This is a genomic window from Amycolatopsis sp. cg9 (genome assembly GCF_041346945.1).
Taxonomy (GTDB): Bacteria; Actinomycetota; Actinomycetes; order Mycobacteriales; family Pseudonocardiaceae; genus Amycolatopsis.
Map to the genome: position 1 here is coordinate 7,623,191 of NZ_CP166850.1, position 24,124 is coordinate 7,647,314.

Annotated in this window: 18 protein-coding genes; 6 read left to right on the top strand and 12 right to left on the bottom strand. The window is 72.7% G+C overall.

The annotated features are described in order from the left end of the window. The first annotated feature begins 317 nt into the window (after positions 1-317). Positions 318-4,865 (top strand): HAMP domain-containing protein, encoded by a 4,548-nt coding sequence (locus AB5J73_RS35390; RefSeq protein WP_370963159.1) that lies wholly within the window; start codon positions 318-320, stop codon positions 4,863-4,865. A 4-nt stretch (positions 4,866-4,869) separates the two neighbouring features. Then, positions 4,870-7,239 (top strand): SpoIIE family protein phosphatase, encoded by a 2,370-nt coding sequence (locus AB5J73_RS35395; protein ID WP_370963160.1) that lies wholly within the window; start codon positions 4,870-4,872, stop codon positions 7,237-7,239. Positions 7,240-7,403: 164 nt separating this feature from the next. Here the strand turns inward: AB5J73_RS35395 and AB5J73_RS35400 are convergent, their stop codons facing one another. Genes AB5J73_RS35400 through AB5J73_RS35410 form a run of 3 tightly spaced genes read right to left on the bottom strand, consistent with a single transcriptional unit; the run spans position 7,404 to position 10,368 of the window. Beyond that, the gene (locus AB5J73_RS35400) at positions 7,404-8,300 is read right to left on the bottom strand and encodes an ABC transporter substrate-binding protein (protein ID WP_370963161.1); all 897 of its coding nucleotides are present in this window, start codon (positions 8,298-8,300) and stop codon (positions 7,404-7,406) included. Positions 8,301-8,328: 28 nt separating this feature from the next. Further along, positions 8,329-9,423, bottom strand: coding sequence for a calcium:proton antiporter (locus AB5J73_RS35405; protein ID WP_370963162.1), 1,095 nt, complete (start codon positions 9,421-9,423; stop codon positions 8,329-8,331). 51 nt (positions 9,424-9,474) lie between these two features. Then, positions 9,475-10,368 carry a LysR family transcriptional regulator gene (locus AB5J73_RS35410; RefSeq protein WP_370963163.1) on the bottom strand — a complete coding sequence of 298 codons (894 nt, stop codon included), beginning with the start codon at positions 10,366-10,368 and terminating at the stop codon, positions 9,475-9,477. Between the two features lie 70 nt (positions 10,369-10,438). Between AB5J73_RS35410 and AB5J73_RS35415 the strand changes: the two genes are divergently transcribed. Next, on the top strand, positions 10,439-12,172 hold the full coding sequence (locus AB5J73_RS35415; RefSeq protein ID WP_370963164.1) for a pyruvate dehydrogenase: 1,734 nt from the start codon (positions 10,439-10,441) through the stop codon (positions 12,170-12,172). A gap of 62 nt (positions 12,173-12,234) precedes the next feature. Here AB5J73_RS35415 and mftB read toward each other — a convergent pair whose 3' ends face one another. From mftB to AB5J73_RS35435, 4 genes are all read right to left on the bottom strand, one after another. After that, on the bottom strand, positions 12,235-12,483 hold the full coding sequence (gene mftB / locus AB5J73_RS35420) for a mycofactocin biosynthesis chaperone MftB (protein ID WP_370963165.1): 249 nt from the start codon (positions 12,481-12,483) through the stop codon (positions 12,235-12,237). A gap of 16 nt (positions 12,484-12,499) precedes the next feature. Further along, a complete protein-coding gene (locus AB5J73_RS35425) occupies positions 12,500-13,609 on the bottom strand; it encodes an NDMA-dependent alcohol dehydrogenase (RefSeq protein WP_370963166.1) in 1,110 nt (369 codons plus the stop codon). Between the two features lie 87 nt (positions 13,610-13,696). After that, positions 13,697-15,304, bottom strand: a complete 1,608-nt coding sequence (locus tag AB5J73_RS35430) for a sigma-54-dependent Fis family transcriptional regulator (RefSeq protein WP_370963167.1) — start codon at positions 15,302-15,304, stop codon at positions 13,697-13,699. Positions 15,305-15,424: 120 nt separating this feature from the next. Next, entirely contained in the window at positions 15,425-16,264 is an 840-nt protein-coding gene (locus AB5J73_RS35435; protein ID WP_370963168.1) for an urea carboxylase-associated family protein, read from the bottom strand. Positions 16,265-16,403: 139 nt separating this feature from the next. On the opposite strand from AB5J73_RS35435, the gene AB5J73_RS35440 reads away from it, so the two are divergent. Together AB5J73_RS35440 and AB5J73_RS35445 are read left to right on the top strand one after the other, a co-directional pair. Beyond that, positions 16,404-17,195 (top strand): hypothetical protein, encoded by a 792-nt coding sequence (locus AB5J73_RS35440; protein WP_370963169.1) that lies wholly within the window; start codon positions 16,404-16,406, stop codon positions 17,193-17,195. Positions 17,196-17,277: 82 nt separating this feature from the next. Then, the gene (locus AB5J73_RS35445) at positions 17,278-17,934 is read left to right on the top strand and encodes an HNH endonuclease family protein (protein WP_370963170.1); all 657 of its coding nucleotides are present in this window, start codon (positions 17,278-17,280) and stop codon (positions 17,932-17,934) included. Here AB5J73_RS35445 and AB5J73_RS35450 read toward each other — a convergent pair. Further along, the gene (locus AB5J73_RS35450) at positions 17,931-18,698 is read right to left on the bottom strand and encodes a fructosamine kinase family protein (protein WP_370963171.1); all 768 of its coding nucleotides are present in this window, start codon (positions 18,696-18,698) and stop codon (positions 17,931-17,933) included. The genes AB5J73_RS35445 and AB5J73_RS35450 overlap by 4 nt on opposite strands. 55 nt (positions 18,699-18,753) lie before the next feature. Between AB5J73_RS35450 and AB5J73_RS35455 the strand changes: the two genes are divergently transcribed. Further along, positions 18,754-19,110, top strand: coding sequence for an MmcQ/YjbR family DNA-binding protein (locus tag AB5J73_RS35455; protein WP_370963172.1), 357 nt, complete (start codon positions 18,754-18,756; stop codon positions 19,108-19,110). Here AB5J73_RS35455 and AB5J73_RS35460 read toward each other — a convergent pair. The 4 genes from AB5J73_RS35460 to AB5J73_RS35475 all read right to left on the bottom strand — a co-directional run bounded on the left by AB5J73_RS35460 (position 19,035) and on the right by AB5J73_RS35475 (position 24,124). Further along, entirely contained in the window at positions 19,035-19,892 is an 858-nt protein-coding gene (locus AB5J73_RS35460) for a GNAT family N-acetyltransferase (protein WP_370963173.1), read from the bottom strand. The genes AB5J73_RS35455 and AB5J73_RS35460 overlap by 76 nt on opposite strands. Positions 19,893-19,937: 45 nt before the next feature. Next, entirely contained in the window at positions 19,938-22,010 is a 2,073-nt protein-coding gene (locus tag AB5J73_RS35465; RefSeq protein WP_370973431.1) for a putative Ig domain-containing protein, read from the bottom strand. Between the two features lie 106 nt (positions 22,011-22,116). After that, entirely contained in the window at positions 22,117-22,338 is a 222-nt protein-coding gene (locus tag AB5J73_RS35470) for a hypothetical protein (RefSeq protein WP_370963174.1), read from the bottom strand. Positions 22,339-22,537: 199 nt separating this feature from the next. Continuing rightward, positions 22,538-24,124, bottom strand: a complete 1,587-nt coding sequence (locus tag AB5J73_RS35475; protein WP_370963175.1) for an acyl-CoA synthetase — start codon at positions 24,122-24,124, stop codon at positions 22,538-22,540.

Consider the following 24,124-nt stretch of genomic DNA (forward strand, 5'->3'; position numbering starts at 1 on the left):
GCGCTCGTCCACAGTGGAACGTCCACTGTGGACAAACGGCGGCGGGCGCGACGAACGGCGGTGCCGCCGCCGGGTGCGGGGTACCGCTGTCTGGGAGCGCGTTCAGCCGAATGGGGCAACGTGGCCGGATGGCCTGCGGGGAAAGGAAAGGCTGTCGAGCACCGCCTGGGAGCGCGCGCGGACACGGGCGCGGCTGGTTGCTCAACCGTTGCCGCTCAGGATAGTGCAGCTGCACTATGCTGAGCCATCCGGTGTGCTCACCGGGACGGCGCCGGGGCGCCGACGACCGGAGAAACGGGTGGCGGATGGGTGGGGCAATGGTCGAAGGGGCGCGCCCGGGGACCAAAGGCGCAGTCGCAGGCGTGGGCGAGGCGGGGGAGCAGGAGCTGCGCCGGCTGCTGGCCGGCCTGACCGCGGTCCGCGACGGCGACTTCGGCATCCGGCTGCCCGGCGGGGCCGACGGCCTGCTCGGCGAGATCGCCACGGTCTTCAACGGCATGGCCGACCAGCTGTCGCTGTTCACCTCCGAGGTCACCCGCGTCGCCCGCGAGGTCGGCAGCGAGGGCCAGCTCGGCGGGCAGGCGAAGGTGCCCGGCGTGTCCGGCACCTGGAAGGACCTCACCGACTCGGTGAACGCCATGGCCGGCAACCTCACCACCCAGGTGCGTGACATCGCGCAGGTGGCGACCGCGGTGGCGAAGGGCGACCTGTCGCAGAAGATCGACGTCGACGCCCGCGGCGAGATCCTCGAGCTGAAGGACACCGTCAACACGATGGTGGACCAGCTGTCGTCGTTCGCGGACGAGGTCACCCGCGTCGCGCGCGAGGTGGGCAGCGAGGGCCGCCTCGGCGGGCAGGCGCAGGTGCCCGGCGTCGGCGGTGTCTGGCGCGACCTCACCGACTCGGTGAACTTCATGGCCGGGAACCTGACCGACCAGGTCCGCAACGTCGCCCAGGTGACGACGGCGGTGGCGAAGGGCGACCTGTCCCAGAAGATCACCGTCGACGCGCGGGGCGAGATCCTCGAGCTCAAGAGCACGATCAACACGATGGTGGACCAGCTGTCCTCCTTCGCGGACGAGGTCACCCGCGTGGCCCGCGAAGTGGGCACCGAGGGGCGGCTGGGCGGCCAGGCCGACGTCAAGGGCGTCTCCGGCACCTGGCGCGACCTCACCGACTCGGTGAACTTCATGGCGGGCAACCTGACCGACCAGGTCCGCAACATCGCCCAGGTCGCCACCGCGGTGGCGAAGGGCGACCTGTCGCAGAAGATCAACGTGACCGCCCGCGGCGAGGTCCTGGAGCTCAAGGACACGCTGAACACGATGGTGGATCAGCTGTCCGCGTTCGCGGACGAGGTCACCCGCGTGGCCCGCGAAGTCGGTACCGAGGGGCGGCTGGGCGGCCAGGCCGACGTCAAGGGCGTCTCCGGCACCTGGAAGGACCTCACGGAGTCGGTCAACGTCATGGCCGACAACCTCACCGCGCAGGTCCGCTCGATCGCCCAGGTCACGACCGCCGTCGCGCGCGGCGACCTGTCCCAGAAGATCCGCGTCGACGCCCGCGGCGAGATCCTCGAGCTCAAGGACACCATCAACACGATGGTGGACCAGCTGTCCGCGTTCGCGGACGAGGTCACCCGGGTGGCGCGCGAGGTCGGCACCGAGGGCAACCTCGGCGGCCAGGCGACCGTCCGCGGCGTGTCCGGGACGTGGAAGAACCTCACCGACAACGTCAACGTGATGGCGTCCAACCTGACCGGCCAGGTGCGCTCGATCGCCCAGGTCGCGACGGCGGTCGCGCGCGGTGACCTGTCCGGCAAGATCACCGTCGAGGCCAAGGGCGAGGTCGCGGCGCTGGCCGACGTCATCAACACGATGGTCGACACGCTCTCGGCGTTCGCGGACGAGGTCACCCGGGTGGCGCGCGAGGTCGGCACCGAGGGCATGCTCGGCGGCCAGGCGCGCGTGCCGAACGTGGCCGGCACTTGGAAGGACCTCACCGACAACGTCAACTCGATGGCGAACAACCTCACCGGGCAGGTCCGCAACATCGCCCAGGTGACCACCGCCGTCGCGCAGGGCGACCTGACCCGCAAGATCGACGTCGACGCCCGCGGCGAGATCCTCGAGCTCAAGACCACGATCAACACGATGGTCGACCAGCTCTCGGCGTTCGCCGCGGAGGTCACCCGCGTGGCCCGCGAGGTCGGCAGCGAGGGCCGCCTCGGCGGGCAGGCCGAGGTCGAGGGCGTGTCGGGCACCTGGAAGCGGCTGACCGAGAACGTCAACGAGCTGGCCGGGAACCTCACCCGGCAGGTCCGCGCGATCGCGGAGGTGACCAGCGCGGTCGCCGAGGGCGACCTGACCCGGTCGATCACCGTCGACGCCTCCGGCGAGGTCGCCGAGCTGAAGGACAACATCAACTCGATGGTGGAGTCGCTGCGCGAGACGACGCGGGCGAACCAGGAGCAGGACTGGCTGAAGTCCAACCTGGCCACGATCACCGGCCTGATGCAGGGCCGGCGCGACCTCGCCGTCGTCGCGGCCGCGGTGATGGACGAGCTGGTCCCGCTGGTCAACGCCCAGTACGGCGCGTTCTACCTGGCCGACGACACCGCCGAGGTCCCGGAGCTGCGGCTGGTCGGCGCCTACGGCCACCCGGACGGCGAGGGGCCGGTGGCCCGGTTCCGGATCGGCCAGTCGCTGGTCGGGCAGGCCGCCCGCAGCCGCCGCCCGATCGCGGTCGACGACGTCCCGCCGGGCTACGCCACCATTTCCTCCGGCCTGGGCAGCACCGTGCCGGCCAGCCTCTTCGTGCTGCCGATCGTGGTCGAGGACCAGGTGCTCGGCGTCATCGAGCTGGCGTCGGTGCACGGGTTCACCACGGTGCACCGCGGGTTCCTCGAACTGCTGATGGAGCAGATCGGCGTCAACGTCAACAGCATCGTCGCCAACGCCCGCACCGACGAGCTGCTCGGCGAGTCGCAGCGGCTGACCGCCGAGCTGCAGGCCCGCTCGGAGGAACTGCAGGCGCGGCAGGAAGAACTCCAGTCGTCCAACGCGGAGCTGGAGGAGAAGGCGGCGCTGCTGGTCACGCAGAACCGCGACATCGAGACGAAGAACCTGGAGATCGAGCAGGCCCGCCAGGAGCTGGAGGCCCGCGCCCAGCAGCTGACGCTGGCCTCGAAGTACAAGTCGGAGTTCCTGGCCAACATGAGCCACGAGCTGCGCACCCCGCTCAACAGCCTGCTCATCCTCGCCCAGCTGCTCGCGCAGAACCCGACCCGCAACCTCACCGCCAAGCAGGTCGAGTACGCCGGGATCATCCACTCCGCGGGGTCGGACCTGCTGCAGCTGATCAACGACATCCTCGACCTGTCGAAGGTCGAGGCCGGGAAGATGGACGTCACGCCGGAGCAGGTGTCGCTGCGCGGCCTGCTGGACTACGTCGAGGCGACGTTCCGGCCGATGACGTCCCAGCGCAACCTCGACTTCCGGATCACCGTCGCCCCCGGCTCGCCCGCCGAACTGCTCACCGACGACTCGCGCCTGCGGCAGGTGCTGCGCAACCTGCTGTCCAACGCGGTCAAGTTCACCGAGGTCGGCGGGATCGAGCTGCACATCGAGGCGGTCGACGTCGAAACCCTGCCGCGGCCGCTGCGCGCGCACGGGCCCGCCGTCGCCTTCCGGGTCACCGACACCGGCATCGGGATCGCCGAGCACCAGCTCGAATCGATCTTCGGCGCGTTCCAGCAGGCCGACGGCACCACCAGCCGCAAGTACGGCGGCACCGGGCTCGGCCTGTCGATCAGCCGCGAGATCGCCCAGCTGCTCGGCGGGTTCATCACCGCCGAGAGCACCCTGGGGGAGGGCAGCACGTTCACGTTCTCGCTGCCGGTCGCGCGCCCGGACTTCTCGGCGCTGCCCGCGGGCGAACACCCGAGTGCCGTCGTCTCGGCGGGTGACCCGGGCGCCGCGCTCACCACGTCGGCGCCGCGCGCGTACCGGCGGCTGCTGGTCGTGGAAGAGCGCCAGCACGGGCTGCTGACGCTGGTCGCCGAAAGCGCCGCCGCGGACCTCGCCGACAGCCGGGACATCGGCCTCTCGCCCGCCGACGTCGAGGTGGTGACGGCGGTCGGCACGCAGGAAGCGGCGGCCGCGCTCGCCACCGACGCCTACCATTGCGTGGTGCTCGACCTGGACCTGCCGGACCGGACGGCGTTCGGGTTCCTCGACGCGATGCAGGGCGACAGCGCGCTGCGGCTGGTGCCGGTGCTCGCGCACAACAGCCGCCGCCTCGACACCGAGCTGGAGCAGCTCGTGCAGTCCCGCGCGGACGTCCAGTCCCTCGAAGTGCTGTCCGGGCTGGACGAGCTGCGCGAGCGGATCGCGCTGCACCTGTCGGCCGAAGAACCCGGCGCGGTGCTCCCGCTGGTCCGCCCGGACGAGCCGGCCGCGCCGGTGCGGGCGGCCGACGTCGACGCCACGCTGTCCGGGCGCACGGTGCTGATCGTCGACGACGACCCGCGCAACGTCTACGCGCTGACCGGGATCCTGGAACTGCACGGGATGCAGGTGCTGCACGCCGAAGACGGCCGCAAGGGCGTCGAAACGGTCGCCGCGCACCCCGGCATCGACCTGATCCTGATGGACGTGATGATGCCGGAGATGGACGGCTACACCGCGACCGCCAAGATCCGCGCGATGCCCGAGCACGCCGCCATCCCGATCGTGGCGGTGACGGCCAAGGCGATGCCGGGCGACCGGGAGAAGAGCCTCGCCTCCGGCGCGACCGACTACGTGACGAAGCCGGTCGACGCGGACGACCTGATCGCCCGCATCAAGCGGCACGTGACGGCGTGATCGGGTGACCGCCGAAGAGGAGACCCTCCCGGTGCTCGCGCCGCCGGCCGAGGTGTCCGCCAACCTGGCCCGGCTGGCCGACACCGTCGCACGGCTGCGCGGCGAGGTCGACCACGCGCACGCCGTCGCCGACGGCCGCGCGCTGATCGAGCTGGCCAAGGGCGTGCTGATGGAACGCCTGCACTGCACGCCCGCCGACGCCGCCCGGCAGCTGGAGACCCTCGCCGAGCGCGCGGGGCTGACGCCGCTGGAGTTCGCCGCGGACGTCGTCGGCGAGGCGGCCGAGGACCGCATCACCGAAGTGGCGCAAGAGTTCCTGGCCCGCGCCGACGGTGAGGACTCGGTCGCGGTGCGGCTGCGCACCGCCGAGAGCGGCGTGCTCGCGGCGGGGGACACCCAGCGCGTCGCGGAGTCCATTTTGGAGCACGCGCTGCGCCCGCTCGGCGCGACCGCCGTCGCGGTGTGGCTCGCCGGGCCGGACGGGTCGCTGACGCTCGCCGGGTCGGCTGGGTTCTCCGCCGAGGAGGCGGCCCGCTGGCGGTACGTCCCGCCCGGCGTGGCGACGCCGGCCCGCAGCGCGCTGCTCGACCGCGACACCGTCTGGTACCCGACGCTGTCCGGGGCCCGGCTGCCCTCGCTCGGGCAGCACACCCTGGCCGGCGGCGGCCGGGTCGCGGTGCCCACCGGCACCGGCGGCCGGATCATCGGCGTCGTCGAGATGTGCTGGCCGGACCCGTTGCCCGCGGAGCCCGGGCGGCAGCTGCGCCAGCTGGAGGCCCTGGCCGAACTCTGCGCGCACACGCTCGACACGTGGGACGGCGTGGTCGCCCCGGTGGCCGCCGGCGCGGGGGACTTCCTCGGTGAGCTGGTGGACTTCGTCGACGGCCTGCACGACCCGGCCGTGCTGCTGTCGCCGTGCGTCGAAGGCGGCCGGCTCAGCGACTTCCGCATCCACCACGCCAACGTCCGGTTCGCCGACCCCGGTGGCCGGCCCCGCAGCCGGCTCGTCGGCACCCGCCTGCTGGAGACCTACCCGCTGGCGGCCGAGGAGAGCGGCCTGCTCGACAAGATCCGGCGGGTCTACGCCACCGGCGAGCCGTTCCGCGCCGACAGCATGGCGATCACCACCCTGGTCGACCAGGTACCGCTGACCGTGCTCACCGACGTCAGCGTCACGCGCTTCGCGGGCAACGTGCTGCTGATCCTGCGCATCCAGGACGACGCCGCGAAGCTCGCCGTGCTGCTGCAGCACGCCCAGCGGCTCGGCCGGATCGGCGGGTTCGAGGAGAACGTCGTCACCGGGGCGATCACCTGGAACACCGAGCTGTTCGCGCTGTACGGCCTGCCGCCGAACGCCACGCCGCTGTCGCTGCACGACCTGGCCACGCACGCGCACCCCGACGACGCGCCGGCCATCGGCCGGTTCCTGCGCGCGGTGCTGCACCACCAGCGCCCGTCGTCGACGGCGTTCCGGCTGCAGCGCTCCGACGGCGTCGCCCGGCACATCCGGGTGGTCGCCGAGCCGGTCGCCGACGCCCGCGGCGAGCTGCTCGCGGTCCGGGGCGCCTACCAGGACGTCTCGGCGCAGCACTGGACCGAGGTCGCGCTGGCCGCGACGCGCGACCGGCTGGCCGAGACCGAGCAGCAGGCGATCGAGCGCAACCGGCTGACGCTGCAGCTGCAGCACGCGATCATGCCGCCGGCGACCGGCCCGATCGACATGCCGGGCCTGCGCGCCGCGGTCCGCTACCGCCCGGCGGAGAAGGAGCACCTGGTCGGCGGCGACTGGTACGACGCGGTCGCGCTGCCGACGGGCGAGGTGCTGCTGTGCGTCGGCGACGTCGCCGGCCACGGCATCGACGCGGCGACCGGCATGGTGAGCCTCCGCAACGCACTGCGCGGCCTCGCGGCCACCGGAGCCGGGCCGGCCCAGCTGCTGACGTGGCTGAACCTGGTGGCCTACCACCTCACCGACCACGTCACGGCGACGGCGGTCGCGGCCGTCTTCGACCCGGCGACACGCCTGCTGCGCTGGGCCCGGGCCGGCCACCTGCCCCCGATCGTCCGCCACCGCGACGGCGGCGTGACGACGCTGCCGCTGATCCGCGGCTCCCTGCTCGGCGCGGTCCGCGACGTGACGTACCAGGAGGAGGAGATCCGCCTCGCCGAGGGCGACATCCTGCTGATCTACACCGACGGCCTGATCGAGCGCCGCGACCGCCCGGTGCAGGAAACGGTGTCGAGGCTGGTGACACTGGTGGAGCGCCACGAGGGCGGCCTGGAGCACCAGCTGGACACGCTGCTGACGTACAGCACGGCGGACACCGACGACGACACCTGCGTCGTGGGGATCGAAGTCCGCACGACGTCCTGAGGCGTTGGGCCCGGGTGGTGGGCGGCCAGGGCGGGGCGAGGTCGGGCCGCGAGCTCGAGCGGCCGGGCTGGGCCCGCCCCTGACCGGGGCTCGAGCGGCCGGGCTCGGGCGGTGCACGCCGCTCAGCGATTCCGTGCCCGCGGCCGTGACCGGCGGGATCGACGTCAGGCCGGGATCTCGAGCCGCTGGGCTTCGGGTGGCTCCGCGCCGCGGAGGAGCGCCGCCAGGATCTCCGCGCCGCGCACCACCCGTGGGCCCGGGCGGTTGAAGTACGCCGGGCCGTCCAGGACCCAGACCTGGCCGGTGCGGACGGCGGGCAGGTCCGCCCAGCCGGGCAGCCCGGCCAGTGCCGGGGCCTCGGCGAGGGTGCGCTCCGGCGGGAAGCCGCACGGCATCAGCAGCAGCACGTCCGGCCGGGCCTCGGCCACCGCCGTCCACGGCACCGGCCGGGTGTGCTCGCCCGGCCGGGCCAGCAGTGGGTCGCCGCCTGCCAGCGCGATCTGCTCGGGGACCCAGTGTCCCGCGGGCCAGATCGGGTCCAGCCATTCCAGGGCCACCACCCGCGGCCCGGCGGTCCGCCCCGCCAGGGCGGCGAGCCGGGCGCGGAGCGCGGCGATCTCGGCTTCCGCCCGGTCCGGCACCCCGAGCACCTCGCCGACCCGGCGCAGGCAGTCGAGGACGCCGTCGAGGGTCGCCGGTTCCAGGCTCACCACCCGCGGCCCGGTGTCGAGCGTGCGCACGGCCTCGGACACCCGCCGGTACGACACCGCGCACACCTCGCACAGGTCCTGCGTCAGCACGACGTCCGGAGCGAGCTCGGCGAGCAGCGCGCTGTCGAGCGTGTAGAGCGCCGAGCCGCGGTGCGCGGCTCCGCCGACGGCCGCGGAGATCTCGCGGCTCGACAACGCGTCCGGGGCGAACCCGGCGCGCGTCACGACCGGGACGCGGTCGAGCTCGCCGGGCGGCCAGTCGCATTCGTGGGTGCGGCCGACGAGGTCGGGCAGCCGGCCGAGCACCGCGACGAGATCGGTCGCGGCGGGCAGCAGGGACACGATCCGCATCGGGCCACCGTAACCGCCCGCGCCCGGCTCAGGGGTTGACGGCCAGCACCAGGAAGCCCGCCAGCAGGACCAGGTGGACGCCACCCTGGAGGCGGGTCGCCCGGCCCGGGACGACCGTCAGGACGCTCACCACCACCGTCAGGGCCAGCAGCACGATCTGCGTCGAACCGAGGCCGAGCAGCAGTTCGCCCGGCAGCCACAGCGACGCCAGCGCGATCGCCGGGATGGTCAGGCCGATGCTCGCGATCGCCGAGCCATAGGCGAGGTTGAGGCTGATCTGCATCCGGTCGCGCTGGGCCGCGCGCGTCGCCGCGAGCGTCTCCGGGAGCAGGACCAGCAGCGCGATCACCACGCCGACGAACGACTGCGGGAAGCCGGCCGCGCGGACGCCCGCCTCGATCGCCGGGGACTCCACCTTCGCCAGGCCGACCACCGCGACCAGGGCGACCAGCAGGAGCGCGAGGCTGCCCAGCGCCGCCCGGTTGGTCGGCGGCTCGGCGTGGTCGTCCTCCTTGACCTCGCCGTCGGCCGCGACCGGGAGGAAGAAGTCGCGGTGGCGCATGGTCTGGGTCAGCACGAAGGTGGCGTACAGCGCCAGCGACGCCACGGCCGCGAACGTCAGCTGCGCCGAGGAGAACGCCGGGCCGGGAGTGCTCGAGGTGAACGTCGGCAGCACCAGGCTCAGCGTGGCCAGCGTCGCGACCGTGGCCAGCGCGGCGCCGCTGCCCTCGGAGTTGAAGAGGGTGACGCCGTAGCGGCGCGCGCCGACGAGCAGCGAGACGCCGACGATGCCGTTGGTCGTGATCATCACCGCGGCGAACACGGTGTCCCGCGCCAGCGAGCCGGCGTCCGGGCCGCCGGAGACCATCATCGTGACGATCAGCGCGACTTCGATGACGGTGACCGCGACCGCGAGCACGAGCGAGCCGAACGGTTCCCCGACGCGGTGCGCGACGACTTCGGCGTGGTGCACCGCCGCCAGCACGGTCGCCCCGAGCGCGATCGCGACGAGCGCCACGAAGACCGGGCCGAGGTCGCGGCCCCAGGCGAGCGCGAGCACGAGGACGCCGAGCACGGGGGTGACGGAGGTCCAGGACGTCAGGAAGGATCTCAGCGCGGCCATGCCCCCACCCTGTCACACCGGCGGTCACTTTGCGTGGTCGTACGGCGCTTCTCACATAGTCCGATGTGGACGGTCGAGGCCGGCCGCGAGGACGTACTGCCGGAAGGTTTCGCTGGGCGGCGGGAGAGTCCGCCCGCCCGCCCAGGCGAGACCGATGTCGCGGGCAGCGTCCACATCGGTCAGCTCCAGGTGCGGCGCCGGGAACTCCGCGGCGTGCGGCAGCGGCAGCACGGACACGCCGAGCCCGGCGGTGACGAGCCCGCGCAGCGTTTCGACCTCGTCGCCTTCGAAGCCGATGCGCGGCACGAACCCGGCCTCGGCGCACAGGCGCTCGGTCGTTTCTCGCAGCGCGTAACCCGGGCGCAGGAGGATGAACGTCTCGTCCGCGAGATCGGCGAGGCGCACCCGGCGGCGCCGAGCCAGCCGGTGCCGCGGCGGGACCGCGAGCCGCAGGGGCTCGACGAGCAGGCGTTCCCAGCGCAGCTGCGGGTGCCCGGGGTCGCCGCTGGTGAGGACGAGGTCCGCGGTGCCCTCGAGCAGTTCCGCCTCGAGCCCGGCCTCGCCGTGCTGGCGCAGTTCGAAGCGGGTGCCGGGGTGCTCGCGCAGGAAGCCCCGCAGGACGTCGGGCACCAGCCACGTCCCGAACGTGTGCAGGAAGGCCAGCGGCACGACCCCGGTGCCCGGCGCGACGATCTCGCCGACCTCGCGCAGGCCCTGGTCGAGCTGGTCGAGCACGGCTTCGACGTGCCGCCTGAACGCGTGCCCGGCCGGGGTCAGCCGCAGCAGCCGCCCGGACCGGCGGAACAGCTCGGCGCCGGCCTCGTGCTCCAGCCGCCGCAGCGCGCGGGACAGCGCGGGCTGGGTGAGGTGGGCTCCGGCCGCGGTCTCCGTGACGGTCGCGCCGCCGGCGACCTCGCGGAAGAGCCGCAGCGTCTGGACGTCCATGTCCCCAGTGTATGGAAATTCAGCCAATCAGGCATTGGACGCATGAGCGGCGCGCGGGCACGCTGGAGGTATGGCTACGGTGGCAGAACAACTGGTCAGGACGCTGCGGGACGCGGGCGTCGAGCGCATCTACGGCATCGTCGGGGACAGCTTGAACCCGATCGTCGACGCCGTGCGCCGCACCGACGGCATCGAGTGGGTGCACGTCCGCCACGAGGAGACGGCCGCCTTCGCCGCGGCGGCGGAAGCGCAGGTCACCGGCAAGCTCGCGGTGTGCGCGGGCAGCTGCGGGCCGGGCAACCTGCACCTGATCAACGGCCTGTTCGACGCCCACCGCTCCGGCGCGCCGGTGCTCGCGATCGCGTCGCACATCCCGTCGAACCAGATCGGCACCGGGTTCTTCCAGGAGACCCACCCGGACCGCCTCTTCGCCGAGTGCAGCCACTTCAGCGAGGTCGTCGCCGACCCGGCGCAGCTGCCGCGGCTGCTGCGCATCGCCACCCAGGCGGCCGTCGGCAAGGGCGGCGTCGCGGTGCTGACCATCCCGGGCGACCTCGCCGACCGCAAGGCCACCGGCCCGCTGACCGAGCGGCTCCCGCTGGTCGTGCCGTCGCCGCCGGTGCCGAGCGCCGAGACCGTGCGGGAACTCGCGGACCTGCTGAACTCGGGGGAGAAGGTCATGCTGTTCGCGGGCGCGGGCGTCCGCGGCGCGCACGGCGAAGTCATGGCGCTGGCGGAGAAGCTCGCCGCCCCGGTCGGGCACTCGCTCGGCGGCAAGGAGTGGATCCAGTACGACAACCCCTTCGACGTCGGCATGAGCGGCCTGCTCGGCTACGGCGCCTGCTTCGACGCGATGCACGAGGCCGACCGGATCGTGCTGCTGGGCACGGACTTCCCGTACGACAAGTTCCTCCCGCAGGCGCGCACGATCCAGGTCGACCACGACGCTTCGCGCCTCGGCCGCCGCACGCCGCTGGACCTCGCCGTGCACGGCGACGTCAAGGAGACGCTGAAGGCACTGCTGCCGCTGCTGCGCCCGCGCGCCGACCGGGCGTTCCTCGACCGGATGCTGCGCGAGCACGTGCGGAAGCTGGAGAAGGTCGTCGGCGCGTACACGGGGAAGATCGAGCAGCGCCGTCCGATCCACCCGGAGTACGTCGCTTCGGTGCTCGACGAGGTCGCCGCCGACGACGCGGTGTTCACCGTCGACACCGGCATGGGCAACGTGTGGGCCGCGCGCTACCTGACGCCCAACGGCCGCCGCCGGGTGCTCGGCTCGTTCCGGCACGGCAGCATGGCGAACGCGCTGCCGCACGCGATCGGCGCGCAGCTGTCCCAGCCGGGCCGCCAGGTCGTGTCGCTGTCGGGCGACGGCGGGCTCGCGATGCTGATGGGCGACCTGCTGACGCTGCCGGCCTACGACGTCCCGGTGAAGGTCGTGGTGTTCAACAACGCCACGCTGGGCATGGTGAAGCTGGAGATGCTCGTCGACGGCCTCCCGGACTTCGGCACCGACCACGCGCCGGTGAACTTCGCCGCGATCGCGGCGGCGTGCGGTGTCTTCGCCGAGCGGGTCGAGGACCCGGCCGACGTGCGCGGCGCGCTGGAGAAGGCGTTCGCGCACCCCGGCCCGGCGGTCGTCGAGGTCGTGACCGACCCGAACGCGCTGTCGATCCCGCCGCGGATCACCGGCGAGATGGTGCGCGGCTTCGCCCTCGGCGCGACGAAGACCGTGCTCAACGGCGGGGTCGGCAAGATGGTCGACCTCGCCCGCGCCAACCTGCGCAACACCCCGCGCCCGTAAACCGTTCGAAGGCCGCCTTCAGGGCACTGGATGCCCTGAAGGCGGCCTTCGGCGGCAGGCGATCACGGGGCGGCGACGATGACCCCGGTGGCGGCGAGGTGCTCGAGCGCCGCCACCACCCGGGCCCGCGTGGTGGCGGCGAGCTCGGCGGCGTCGAGCGCGTCGCGGACCGTGGCGTGCATCGCCAGTGCCCGGACGAAGCGGACCACGTCCGGGGTGCCGAGCAGGCACCCTTCTCCGCGCTCGCTCCGGTGGACGAGCACCTCGAAGGGTTCGCGCGGGTTCACCCGGTACGGCGCATCGAGGTCCACTGTGGACACCACCCCGCTACGAGTGGACGATCACGCCGCGGATGTTCTTGCCGTCGCGCAGGTCCTGGTAGCCCTCGTTGACCTGCTCCAGGGTGTACTTGCGGGTCACCAGCTCGTCGAGCTTGAGCTTGCCGGCGTCGTAGAGCCGCAGCAGCCGGACGATGTCGTACTGCGGGTTCGCCGAGCCGAACAGCGTGCCCTTGACCGTCTTTTCGAACAGCGTCAGCACGGCGCCGGACAGGTGCACGGTCAGCTTCTCGGGGTTGGCGAGCCCGGTGATGACGACGGTCCCGCCCTTGCCGACGACGTCGAACGCGGCGCTGACGACCTCCTCGTCGACCGTGCCCACGGTGATCAGCGCCTGGTCGGCCAGCTGGCCCCAGGTCAGCTCGCTGACCTTCTCCGCGGCTTCGGCGGCGGTGGCGAACGCGTGGGTGGCGCCGAACTTCAGCGCCGTCTCGCGCTTGAACTCCACCGGGTCGACCGCGACGACGTACTTCGCGCCGGCGTGCGCGGCACCCTGCACGGCGTTGATGCCGATGCCGCCGATGCCGTAGACGACGGTCGTGTCCCCGGCCCGCACCCCGCCGGCGTAGTTGGCCGTGGCCCAGCCGGTGGGCACCCCGCAGCCGACGAGGACGGCGGTCTCCAGCGGGAGCCAGTCGTCGACCTTGACCACCGAGTGCTGCGAAATGGTGGCGCGCTCGGAGAACGTGCCGAGCATGCACATCGCCCCGAAGTCCTGGCCGCCGCCGTGGAAGCGGAAGGAGCCGTCGGGCATGTGGCCGTCGAGGATGGTGGCGCCCATGTCGCACAGGTTCTGGCGGCCGGTCGAGCAGTAGCGGCAGGTGCCGCAGTTGGGGATGAAGCTGCACACGACGTGGTCGCCCGGCTGCACCTTGGTGACGCCGGGGCCGACCTCTTCGATGATGCCGGCGCCCTCGTGCCCGCCGATGATCGGGAACCGCGGCACGAGGTCGTTGTCGATCAGGTGCAGGTCCGAGTGGCACAGCCCGGCGGCGGTGTACTTGATGAGCACCTCGCCGGGACCGGGCCCGTCGAGGTCGAGCTCCATGATCTCGAACGGCTTCCCGGCGTCGAACAGTACGGCTGCCTTCGTCTTCACGGCCATCTCCTCCACGTGCGGCGGTGCTCGTGCCTCGATTGTGTGGAGGCGGCGCGGTGGCGGAGTGTCCAAATCCCGGACACCGGGTCAGCGGACCCGCAGCGCCCGCATGCGGTTGTAGAGGGTCGAGCGGCTGATGCCCAGCTGCTTCGCCGCCCGGACCTTGTTGCCGTCGCACGCCCGCAGCGTGCGGACGATGACGTCGTACTCGGCCTGTTCCCAGCCGGTCAGGGCCGCACCCGTCTCCGTGCAGTCCGGGGCGAGGTCGGCCGCCGTCAGGTCGCCCGCCGAGCGGCGGTCGGCCGCGGCCGCCAGCACCCCTTCGAGCTCCCGCAGGTTGCCCGGCCAGTGCTGGGAAGCCAGCAGCTCCAGCGCTCCCGGGGTCAGGCGCAGCGAAGCGCCGAAGCCGCGCAGCAGCTCGCGGGCGATCGCCGGGACCTCGTCGCGGCGCTCCCGCAGCGGCGGCAGCTCGACGCGGCGGTGGACGCGGGCCGCCAGGGTCGCCTGCTCGCCGTGCAGCTCCGAGGGCGGGCCGCTCAGCAGCGCGAACCACGCCGGTGACTCGTCCAGCAGGCGGGCCAGGCGGACGGCCGCGAGCGGGGGCAGCAGCTGGATCCCGTCGATCACCAGCAGGCCACGGGAAGCCGCCGCGGCCTCGACCCGCGCGCACCACGCGGCCTCGCCCGCGACGACGTCGGACGCGTCGAACTCGTGCACCGGCTCGTCCCCGGCGACGACCCGGGCCGCCGTGCTGCGGCCCGCGCCGGGCTCGCCGCAGACCAGCACCCGCCGCCGGGCGCGGCCCGCGCGGTGGAGGCGGTCTTCGATCGGGGCCGGGAAGAGCCCGCGCGCGGTACGCGGCCGGGACACCACCGGGCTCGCCGGGCGCACCGGCGCCAGCTCGAACAGCAGCCCGGCGCTCGCCGACACGGCTTCGACGCGCACCTCCACCGGCGTGCCGGAGGTCAGCCGGATGCGCCGGAGTCCCCGCTGGGTGCGGCCGAGGTCCTGCAGCAGCCGGTGGTCGGCGGTGTCGACCAGCTCGGTCGCCGCGGTGTTGGCGAGCACGACGTCCTGGCCGAGCGCCAGCACCGCGCACGCCCGGTGCTGCACCGACTGGAACGCGGCCAGCAGCTGCTGTTCGGCGAGCTTGGCACCGTCGAGCAGCCGCCGTTCGATGTCGGCGACCGCGCGCCGCAGGAACGGCCCGAGCAGCGGGTTCGCGTCGCCCGCCGGGCCGGTGATGTCGAGGACGCCGGCCAGCCGCCGCGTCGACGGGTGCACCACCGGGTGGCCGTAGCAGGTGAACTGCTTCATGGCTTCGAGGAAGTGCTCGTCGCCGTCGACGGAGACACCGCGCCGGGTCTCGAACGGCGTGGCGAGGGAGTTCGTCCCGGTCCGCTCCTCGAGGAACTGGCAGCCGGGCACCGCGCTGATGTTCTCCAGCGCCAGCTCGACCGACCGCTCGGTGAACCGCCGCGCGACGATCCGGCATTCGTCGTCGGCCAGCACGACGCAGAACCGCGTGCCGGCCAGCTGCCGGGCCAGCTCGTCGAGCACGGGCGAAGCGGCCCGCAGGAGCCGGCTGCGGCTGTCGACGTCGGCGACGTCCAATCGGTCGAGCGACGACGCCGGCGAGAGCCCGGACAGCTCCGCCCGCCGCCACGACTGCGCGATCTCGGTCCGCAGGTCCACTCGCACTCCTCGCCGAGCCGATCGGTGTCCCCGGCCCTCCATCATCACACGGACCGGGCGCGGGGTGAACCTCTCCGTGCGCGCGAGCCGACGAACCGGTACCGCGCAAGGGATTTCGTCTCACGCTCCACGATCGGCCCACTCCGGCAGCCGGACGCCGTGCAGGCCGCCGTAGGCCGCGCGCGCCGGCGGGACCCAGCCTGCCAGCAGGTCCGCGCGTGGTCTGGTCACCTCGACGCCGATCGGGTGGCAGGTGTCGATCGGATCGCGTGCGCCCGGGCCCCAGAGCGGGACGGACAGGTCACCGCCCGGGCACGTCGACAGCGCGCACAGCAGGTCGACCTCGGCGAAGAACTCGAAGAAGTCGCCCGGGCGGGCGGGGCACGCCTTCATGAAGTACCGGTCGTCGCCGGTGAGCCCGGTGCACTGGAAGACGTTGAGGACGTCGTGCACGTCGAACTCGGTCAGCCCGAACGGCGCGACCGCGCGGACGAGGTTCGAGTGGCAGTGGAAGTCGAAGTCCTCGCCGGTGAGCAGGCGGTTGACGTACGGGTCGCAGCGGGTGCCCAGCAGGTCGTGGACGCGGCCGCCGTCGCCGTCTTCGCCGTGGTGCTCGAGGGTGTCGGCGGTGATCGTCGCCAGCGGGCGCAGGAACGGCAGCGTCGACCACAGCCGGTCGAACGTGCTGACGTGCGCGCGCTGGAGCTGGCGGGTGCGGGCCGCCCAGAAGCGTTCGCGGGGGTCGTCGGCGTGCCACAGGTTGAGGTCGCCGACCTGCGGGCCGTCGACGGTGCTGAGCCGGCACAGGTGACCCTTCGGCACCCGCCACGCGCGGCCGGAGCGAATGGGGACCTCGAAGGCGTCGACCCGCACCCGGCCGGGCTCGGTGGCGAGCCGCCGGTAGCACGACCGGTCGACTTCGAGGGCGGCGCCTTGGTAGGCGGGCGGGGGTGACCCCATGGGCGTTCTCCTTCGTCGGGTGCGTCCAGGATGCCCTCGATCACGCACGGTGGTGTTCGACCACTCGTTCGGCTGCTGGGGCGGCGGCGGTCGGGCTTTTACCGTCGAAGGGCCCTAGTTCGTGGGAGGAGTGAGCGGCGTGCTCGTGGCCCTCCAGCGCACCGGTGACGAGCGTGCCCGGCCGGCCGCGGCGGAGCACCTCGTGGGGTTGCTGCGTTCGTGGGGCCGGGGCCCGGACCACCTGACGGGCCTGGCGCTGGCGGGCATCGCCCTGCCGAGCCGGCTCGGCCCCCGGTTCGTCGACGCGCTGGTGTTCACCCGCACCGGGGTGGTGGTGATCGCGGCCCACGAGCCCGGCCCGGACCCGGGATCGGGGGAGCGGGCGGGCGCGGCGGTCGCGGCGGCGAAGGGCGCCCTCGCCGGGCACGAAGGCGGCCAGTACGTCACGGGCCTGGTCGCGGTCGTGCCGGGCCCCGAGCCCCAGTGGCACGAGCCCGCCTCCGTCCCCGGGGTCGCCGTCGTCCTCGCCGACCCGCGGAGCCTGCGCCGGATCATCGCCCAGCACAACCGCTGGCGGACCGTCTGGTCGGCCGACGACGTCCTCGACGCCTGCTACGCGCTGTCCCTCGCCCACCTGGCCCCGCCCCGGGCCGCGCTGGTCGCCGACGGGTTCCCGGCACGCCTGCCGCCGGTCCGCTCCCGGCTGCCGGAGCTGCCCGCGGTCGTGCCGGTCCCCGCCGAACCCCCGCCCGAGGCCGAGGAACCCGGCGAGCCGGTCGCCCCGCTGCCCCGCCGGCCGGGCTCGGCCGTCTTCCCGCGGCCACGGCCGATCCGGCAGGTGCCCTGGGGGCTTTTGACGGTGCTGGTGCTGCTCGTGACCGCGGGGGTGATCGCCGCGGTGTTCGTCGCGCAGGTCTTCCACGGCTCGTAAAGATCGCGCCACCTAGGCCATCTGCACCGTTTCCCCGCGGCGTCCGCTGGGCACCTCCCGGTAGACGTGAAAGGGGTTCACGATGCCGCGCACCCGAGCGCTCGTCCTGCTGGCCGTCCTGACCGGCGCCGCCCTCACCGGCTGCAAGGTGCCCGACGAGCTGGCGTCCGGCGCCCAGCCCTCCGGAACGGCCCCCGCCCCGCCGGTCGCGCCCGCCGAGGCGCGGGCGCAGCTGGGCCAGCTCAAGGTCGCCGTGCGCGGCACCATGGACGGCTACAGCCGCGAGAAGTTCCCGCACTGGGACAAGGTCGACGGCGCCTGCGACACCCGCGAAGAGGTGCTCAAGCGCGACGGCAAGGACGTCACCACGAACGCCGACTGCGCGGCCAAGTCCGGCACCTGGGTCAGCCAGTACGACGGCGAGACCTGGCACAAGGCGTCCGATGTGGACATCGACCACATGGTGCCGCTCGGCCAGGCCTGGGTCAGCGGCGCGAAGTCGTGGACCCAGGAGCGCCGCGAGCAGTTCGCGAACGACCTCGTCCGCCCGCAGCTGCACGCGGTCACCGACAACCTCAACGAGCAGAAGAGCGACAAGGCCCCGGACCAGTGGAAGCCGCCGCTCGTCGCGTACTGGTGCACCTACGCCACCGACTGGATCGTCGTGAAGCGCAACTACGGCCTGACGATCACCGTCCCGGAGAAGACGGCACTGGAGTCGATGCTGCAGCACTGCTAACGCAGCGACCGCGCCGCCGCCAGCGCCTGCCCGGCGTAGGACCGTCCGAACAGGACGGTGTGCACGAGCAGCGGGAACAGCTGGTGCAGCCCGATCCGCTCCGCCCAGCCGGCGGCCAGCGGGGTTTCCTCCTGGTACGCGGCGAGGACGCGGCCGAGGTGCGGGCAGCCGAACAGGTGCAGCATCGCCAGGTCCGTCTCGCGGTGCCCGCCGTGCGCGGCCGGGTCGATCAGCCACGCTTCCTCGCCGTCCCACAGGACGTTGCCGTTCCACAGGTCGCCGTGCAGCCGGGACGGCGGCTCGGCCGGCGACGGGATCCGGGCGCAGGCGCGCTCGAACACCGCGGCCTCGGCCGGGCCGAACGTGCCCGCGTCGACCGCCAGCCGGACGTAGGGCAGCACCCGGTGCGAGGCGTACCAGGACGCCCAGTCCTCGCCGGGGACGTTCGCCATCGGGGCCCGGCCGATCCACGCTTCGGCGGGCCCGTCCGGGGGAGCGGCGCCGAACGCCGGTGCGCCGGCCGCGTGGAGCCGCGCGAGCCCGCGCCCGAACCGCTCGGCCGCCGCCGCGGTCGGGCGTCCGGCCGGAACGCGGTCGAGGACGAGCTGTTCGTCGTCGTGGCTGTGCACCACCGGCACCGGGACCGCGTCCGCCGCGGCCAGCCAGCGCAGCCCCGCGGCCTCGGCGGCGGTCGCACCGGGCGCGTGCCCCGGCTTGACCACCACCACGCGGCCGTCGTCGAGAACGGCTTCGCGGATGCTCATGTCCCGCACCGTACCGGCGCGCTACCGTAGTCGCCGGAGACAGGGGGAACGACAGGTGACGGTCACGGTCCGGAAGTTCGAACGGCTGCTCGGCGGGCTCGCGGAGGTCGAGCGGTCCGAAGCGCGCGACTACTCGTCGTTCAGCGTGCGCGGCAAGCGGTTCGGCTACTTCTGGCCGCGGACCCGGACCGTCGGGCTCAAGCAGGAAATCTCAGAGCAGCTGGCACTCGTCGCGGAACGCCCGGACGTCTTCGAAGCCCAGTTCACCGCCGGTGGGTTCGGCTGGGTCGTGGTGTACCTCGACCGCGTCGACGCCGACGAGCTGGCCGAACTCCTCTACGAAGCCTGGCGGCTGTCGGCGCCCGAGGAGCTCGTCGCGGAGACACCCTTCACCAGGACCGCCCGCGCGTAGAGCAGATCGAACCCCAGCTGCTGCACGTTCCGCTGCGACCTCGACCCCGGCTGCGTGGTGACCACGGCGAGGTCGCACCCGAGATCGGCCGCGGCCGCGAGCCGGGCGCGCACCAGCGCCGTCTGCACGCCCCGGCGGCGGTGGGCGGGCAGCGTCGCCGCGGCGCCCAGCTGCGCGATCCCGTCGACGACGCGGAGGCCGGCGCCGCCGGCGAACTCGCCGTCCCGCTCCGCGGTGAACCGCAGCATCCCCGGCATGTCCCGCAGCGCGTCGAGGATCGTCTCGTGCGGGAAGTCCTCGTTCGAAGGCAGGCCTTCGGTGTCGGCGACGGTGGACGCGCCGGCGATCCCGGCCAGCCACGTCTCCAGCTCGTCGTCCCCGGAACGCCGGACCCCGTCGGGGAAATCCGCCGGGCCGACGCGCCGGCCCAGCACGTTCTCGTAGTTCTCCAGCCGGTAGCCGCGCCCGGTCAGGAAGGCGCCGACGGACGCGTCCGCCAGCTGCGACAGCTCGATCTGCACCGGCGCGCCCAGCTCGGCGAAGGCCGCTTCGACCTCGTCGAGAGCGTCCGGCAGGCCGGCGAAGCCGAGCCCGGCGACCTTGTTGAACGGCGAGTCCGCCTCGGCGAAACTCGCCACGCCCCCGGCGAGCGGCCGGGCGAAGCCCACCTCGTCGCCCCGGCGGGCGCGGGAGGCGTCGCTGCTTTCGGCGACCAGCCGCACCTCGGCGCGTTCGATGCGCTCGGCCAGCGCCACGTCGCAGAAAAGCCGTTCCCCGTCCATGCCCCCACAGTGGCGGACACGGACGGGGAACTCCAACCGGTTTTCTCAGCCCTCCACGCGGTGCGACGCCCAGAACGACGTCAGGTCGGTCGACCCGGCCGCCGCCTGCGCCGCCGCCTTGAACTCCGCGGTGGTCGACACGCCGTACCAGTGCGACTGCGCGTACGACTTCAGCAGGTTCGCCATCGCCGTGTCGCCGATCAGCCGCCGCAGGTCGTGCAGCGTGCACTTGCCGTAGTTGTAGACGACCGTCGAGTACCGCGACGAATGCGCGTCCCAGTAGGCCATCGAGTTGGTCAGCTTCTCCGCGCTCGACTGCCAGGTGATGCCGCAGCCGCTGCCGGTGACCCCGCGGTAGAGGTCGGTGGCGTAGTCGGTGAAGCTCTCGTCCAGCCACGGCGAGGTGTACTCGTCGTCGCCGACGATCCCGTAGAACCACTGGTGCGCCAGCTCGTGCGGGAGCGCCGTGGTGGACACGAGGTCGAGCACGAAGCCCGGGTACTCCATGCCGCCGAACCAGAAGTTGTTGTCCAGCACCACGTCCACCTCGCCGTACGGGTAGTCGCCGAAGCGGCCCGAGTGGACGTCGATGGAGTCGGCGGCCAGGCTCAGCATCTGGTTGGCGCTGCTGGTGGAGATCCCGCTGACCGAGTAGACGTTCACCCGCACGCCCTTGCCGGACGTCGTGGTGATCTTCGCGAACGGCCCGGCGGCCCACGCGAAGTCGCGGACCTTCGCCGCGGTCGCGTGCGTGGTCGTCGTGCTGCCGCTGGTCGTTTCGGTCGAGGAGCCGGTGGCCGGGGTCAGCAGCGACGTCGGGTGCACGAGCGTGACGTCGAAGTCGCTGATCACCGTGTAGAACGACTCGCCATTGTTGGTGTAGGGGTCGAGGTGCCAGCCGGCGCCGTCGCGGACCGCGAGCACCGGCAGCGCGTTGCCGATCATGTTGTACGCGCCGTCGTGGCCGAACCGGTCGGCGCCGCTGGGCACGACGATCTTCAGGTCGAACCCGATGGTCGCGGACTGGCCCTGCGCCAGCGGTGCGGGCAGCGTGATCTTGAGGGCCGTGCAGTTCACGCTCAGCGCCGACGGCGTGCCGCCGGTGACGTTGGTGACGGTGATCGGCGTGGTCGGGCAGCTGCCGTGGTAGTTGTCCCAGAGCCGCAGGTAGACCTCGGGCAGCGCGGTCGCGGAGCCGTTGGTGAAGCTGACGCTCTGGTGGCCGTTCCACGTGTCGCCCGCGGTGTTCGACGTCAGGTTCACCGTGTAGGCGGGGTTGATCGGGGTGCGTGTGGAGTCGGCCGGGGCCGAGCCGATCGTCCAGGCGAAGGTGGCGCTGCCGCTGTTCCCGGCCGGGTCCTTCGCGGTGACCGTCACCGACGAGGTGCCCGCGGTGGTCGGCGTGCCGGTGATCTTCCCGGTGCTCGCGCCGATCGTCAGCCCGGCGGGCAGGCCGGTCGCGGTCCAGGTGAGCGCGTCGCCCTGCGGGTCACTGGCCTGGACCTGCAGCGACACGGCCTGGCCGACGGCGCCGGACTGGGCGCCGGGCGAGGTGACGACCGGGGACTGCGGGTTCTGCGAACCGGTGGTGGTCAGCGAAAAGTCGTCCAGGAGGAAGTTGGTGGCGAGGCTCGAGTCCTCGGTGCCGGTGACCTTGAGCGTCACCGTCTGGCCCAGGTAGCGCGACACGTCGACCGTGCGCTGGACGTACCCGGTGTTCTTGTCGAGGTTGGAGTAGCTCGCGAGGGTGTCGGTGCCGACCTGCACGACCAGCTTGTCGTAGGCGGAGCTGGTCGTCGTCTCCTTGGTGTCGATGTGCGACCACCACGACAGCGCCGCCGACGCGCAGCCCGCGGGCAGCGTCAGCGACTGGGACAGCGTGTCGGTGTGCGTGCTGCCGTAGCCGTCGAGCCAGGCGTCCATCGTGCCGCCGTGGGCCGGCTCCGCCGTGGTGGCGGCGGAGATGACCCCGCTGGTCTGGGTCCACGGCGTGGTGCCGCTCTCGAACCCGCCGTTGCCGACGACCTGGTCACCGCAGACCGCCGCGGCCTCGGCCGGCGCGGCGGTGACGACTGTGCCCAGCAGGCCCACGGCCGCTCCGAGCGCAGCAGAAAGCACCCTCGATCTCATGGGGGAGTCCTTTCGCGGCCCCGTCCGTCGGGGCCACGGAAAAGCGTCCTCCGCGGTCGGGGCGGCAACAACCCGCCATGAGTCGGGTTCCGGCTCAGGCCTGCTGGAGCACGTTCAGCAGGATGAAGAGGAGCACGAGCGCGCCCGCCACGGCGACGACGGCGGAAACCGCCGACCGGATCATCTCCCCGAAGCCCTTGGCGGTCCGGGCCCGGTAGGCGGAGTAGTTGGCGCGGGCCTCGCGGGCACTGTGGACCCGGCTGCCGACGAGCAGCCCGGCTCCCAGGGCGAGGAGGACGGCGATGAAAACGGACACGAGCGAATCCCTTCGGAAGGGGGAACGGTGGACGGCCTCTATTCCTAGACCCGACGGACGGCGCGCGCCACGGCTTTCCGCGGATTCTTTCCGGGCCGGTCGGCCCTGGTGGGACGACTGTCCCGCGTTCTCCGGAAAACGCGGGCCGGCGATCGGCGGTATCCGTCGTTCTCCCTGCCGGGCAAGGGGAATTCGGTGGTCAGTCGCTCGCCGCGAGTCCCTTGTGCTGTTCCCGCAATTCTCGTTTGACGATCTTACCGCTCGGATTCTTGGGAAGGTGGTCCGTGAATACGACGTACTTGGGGCATTTGTAACCGGCGAGGTGTGACTTCGCGTGGTCGATCACTTGCGCTGCGGTGAGGGTGACGCCTTCGCGCGGCACGACGGCGGCGGTCACGGCTTCGATCCAGTGTGGATGGCCGATGCCGAACACCGCGGCCTCGGCGACGCCGTCGAGGAGGTAGAGGGCCTCCTCGACTTCGCGGCTCGCGACGTTTTCGCCGCCGGTCTTGATCATGTCCTTCTTGCGGTCCACGACGGACAGGTAGCCGTCCTCGTCGACGACGCCGAGGTCGCCGGAGTGGAACCAGCCGGCGCGGAAGGCTTCGGCCGTCTTGTCCTCGTCGCGGTAGTAGCCGAGGGTGGCGTGCGGGCTGCGGTGCACGATCTCGCCGACCACGCCGGGGGCGACCGGCTCGTCCTCGTCGTCGACGATCCGGGTCTCGACGTTGAGCGACGGCCGCCCGGCCGAACCGGCGCGGTCGAGCTGCTCGTGCGGGCGCAGGATCGTCGCCAGCGGCGCCATTTCGGTCTGGCCGTAGAAGTTCCAGAGCTCGACGTCCGGCAGCCGGCGGCGCAGTTCGCGCAGCACTTCGACCGGCATCGCGGAGGCGCCGTAGTAACCCTTTCGCAGGCTGGAGAGGTCGGTGCGGTCGAAATTTTCGTGGCGCAGCAGGGAGATCCACACCGTCGGCGGCGCGAACAGCTTCGTCGCGCGTTCCCGTTCGACGGCGGCGAGCAGCGCGGCCGGGTCCGGGCCGGGCAGGATCACGCTGGTCGCGCCGAGGTAGACGTCGACGGAGAAGAAGCAGTCGAGCTGCGCGCAGTGGTACAGCGGCAGGGAATGCACCTCGACGTCGTCGGCGCTCATGCCGCCGTCGACCACGCACGAGACGTACTGCGCGAGCAGGGACCGGCTCGACAGCAGCACGCCCTTCGGCCGCGACTCCGTGCCGGAGGTGTACATGATCCGCAGCGGATCGTCGTCGGCGACGAAGACCTCGGGCGCGGTGCCGTCCCCTTCGGACAGCCACCCGTCGACGTCCTCCCACAATCCGCCCGGCCCGATCCGCCCTCGGATTACTTCGTCGATTTCGGCCAGTTCGAGCGCCTTTCGCGCGGTCGGCTCGAGCGCGCCCTCGGCGACGAACGCGGCGACCTCGGCGTGGCGGAGGAGGTAGGCGATCTCGTCGGCACCGAGCATGAAGTTGACCGGCACGAGCAGGACGCCGAGCTTGGCGGTGGCGAAGGCGAGCGCGCCGTACTGCCAGCAGTTGTGGCCGAGCAGCGCGAGCCGGTCACCCTTGCGCAACCCCCGGGCGGCGAGCGCGTGGGCGAAGCGGTTGGCGGCGGCCTCGAACTCGGCGAAGCTGAACCGCCGCGCCCCATCGACGACGGCGACCTTGTCCGGCACCCGCAACGCGGTCCGGCGGAGCAGATCACCGAGCGCGTGCTGCCGAGCCCGGCCGACGAGAGCGGCGGTGCCCTCGGAGAACGGCTGATCCAT

Coding starts and splice junctions, on each gene's coding strand:
- AB5J73_RS35390 (WP_370963159.1), top strand. CDS start 318: ATGGTCGAAGGGGCGCGCCCGGGGACCAAAGGCGCAGTCGCAGGCGTG.
- AB5J73_RS35400 (WP_370963161.1), bottom strand. CDS start 8,300: ATGCGGATCGTGTCCCTGCTGCCCGCCGCGACCGATCTCGTCGCGGTG.
- AB5J73_RS35405 (WP_370963162.1), bottom strand. CDS start 9,423: ATGGCCGCGCTGAGATCCTTCCTGACGTCCTGGACCTCCGTCACCCCC.
- AB5J73_RS35410 (WP_370963163.1), bottom strand. CDS start 10,368: ATGGACGTCCAGACGCTGCGGCTCTTCCGCGAGGTCGCCGGCGGCGCG.
- AB5J73_RS35415 (WP_370963164.1), top strand. CDS start 10,439: ATGGCTACGGTGGCAGAACAACTGGTCAGGACGCTGCGGGACGCGGGC.
- AB5J73_RS35435 (WP_370963168.1), bottom strand. CDS start 16,264: ATGGGGTCACCCCCGCCCGCCTACCAAGGCGCCGCCCTCGAAGTCGAC.
- AB5J73_RS35445 (WP_370963170.1), top strand. CDS start 17,278: ATGCCGCGCACCCGAGCGCTCGTCCTGCTGGCCGTCCTGACCGGCGCC.
- AB5J73_RS35450 (WP_370963171.1), bottom strand. CDS start 18,698: ATGAGCATCCGCGAAGCCGTTCTCGACGACGGCCGCGTGGTGGTGGTC.
- AB5J73_RS35460 (WP_370963173.1), bottom strand. CDS start 19,892: ATGGACGGGGAACGGCTTTTCTGCGACGTGGCGCTGGCCGAGCGCATC.
- AB5J73_RS35475 (WP_370963175.1), bottom strand. CDS start 24,124: ATGGATCAGCCGTTCTCCGAGGGCACCGCCGCTCTCGTCGGCCGGGCT.